Source organism: Mesonia sp. K4-1, from assembly GCF_008017825.1.
In the GTDB taxonomy this organism is placed as follows: Bacteria; Bacteroidota; Bacteroidia; order Flavobacteriales; family Flavobacteriaceae; genus Mesonia.
Genome location: NZ_VRLS01000023.1, coordinates 1 through 1423, shown reverse-complemented (window position 1 = coordinate 1423; position 1423 = coordinate 1). Strand labels below are relative to the sequence as shown.

The 1423-nt window shown below is 35.1% G+C and carries 2 protein-coding genes; one reads left to right on the top strand and one right to left on the bottom strand.

Going from position 1 to position 1423, the window contains the following annotated elements; all coding sequences use genetic code 11:
- The coding region (locus FT986_RS04225; RefSeq protein WP_147864002.1) for a site-specific integrase at positions 1-711 on the top strand (711 nt) is incomplete at its 5' end.
- A 53-nt stretch (positions 712-764) separates the two neighbouring features.
- Here FT986_RS04225 and FT986_RS04220 read toward each other — a convergent pair.
- A partial coding sequence (locus FT986_RS04220; protein WP_147864001.1) for a DUF4138 domain-containing protein occupies positions 765-1423 on the bottom strand: 659 nt, incomplete at its 5' end.

Genomic DNA, 1423 nt, shown 5'->3' with positions numbered 1-1423 from the left:
CAACCCGACCTTCACAACAATGGGGTAATGAAACATATTGAAAGGTTCAAGAAAGTTATGCGCTTGGCCATGGATCTGGAATGGATAGACAAAAACCCAACCAGTAGGTTCAAGTTAAGGTTTGAACCTGTGGATATGGTCTACCTTACCCAAGGAGAATTGGAAAAAATTCAACTGTCAACCTTTGAAAAAAAAGGAATTGAGCTGACCAAGGATATTTTTGTTTTCGCCTGTTATACGGGACTATCCTATATGGATGTCAAAAAACTTACTTGGAACCATATTCACTCTCCAGATCAAAAGCAACAATGGATCTACACCAAACGGCAAAAAACAAATACCAGCGTAAGAATCCCTTTATTGCCAGAAGCAGAAGCCATTATTCTTAAGTATCAACAAGGTGCTAAAAATAGTATTACTGAAAATCTATTGCCTATTTATTCCAATCAAAAAACCAATCAATATCTAAAAGTAATTGCAAAGAAACTAAAGATCCGTAAAAAATTAAGTTTTCATACGGCACGACATACCTTCGCCACAAGTGTAACCCTAGAAAATGGGGTACCCATAGAGACCGTGTCAAAGCTATTGGGGCACCACAAAATTGCAACCACACAGATATATGCACGTGTAGTGGACAAAAAGATTGCAAATGACATGGAAGCCTTAAAAAATAAATTGGGTCGTAAAAAAGAAACAACCTTGACGTAATTGATCAAGGTTGTTTATTCTAGTAATTAAATTAAGTTTCTCTGTTATAATATTTAGTCTGGGTTGTTGATATGTTTGTTTTTGATTTTAAGTTGAACATTCCGTTCTCCATATTTTTCATGAAGTTCAACCTTTAGCCTTTTGTCATTGGCTAAGGAAAATTTGGGCAATACGTACACTAATTGATGGGTTTGACCTTTTCTAATTTTTTGGGGCATATGATACGTGTATATTGGTGATTTTAGAAGTTTCTGCAGAGACTTCTTTTTTCCTTTTTTTCGTGTCTCAACGTAAAAATCTAGGAAATTCACGTCATAGTCCAATGAAGACTTGTTTTCAATTTCTATTACAAAGTATAGCTCATTGTTTTCAAAAATAATGTTCTTTACTTGAAGTTTTATTCCGTAAGATCGGTTCCTCACTCCTATGGTTCTTCGTTCTTGCTTCATCAAATAGGCACAAAAACGTGGGTAATACAAAGCATCCGTAAATTTTTGTACACTTTTCTCTTGAAACGGAGCTTGCTTTATGCTAGGTATCTGGTTTCCTATACTTTGGGTTTTGGATATAAAATAATTGAGTTGATCTAACTTTTCCTTGTATTTTAAAATAAAGGAATACACGGATCCGTCGGTATTTACCACAAGCAAGTTACTCTCTTCCCCACGTTTGGCTTGAAGTAAACCTAAATATTGCTCTTTATCCCGATTAT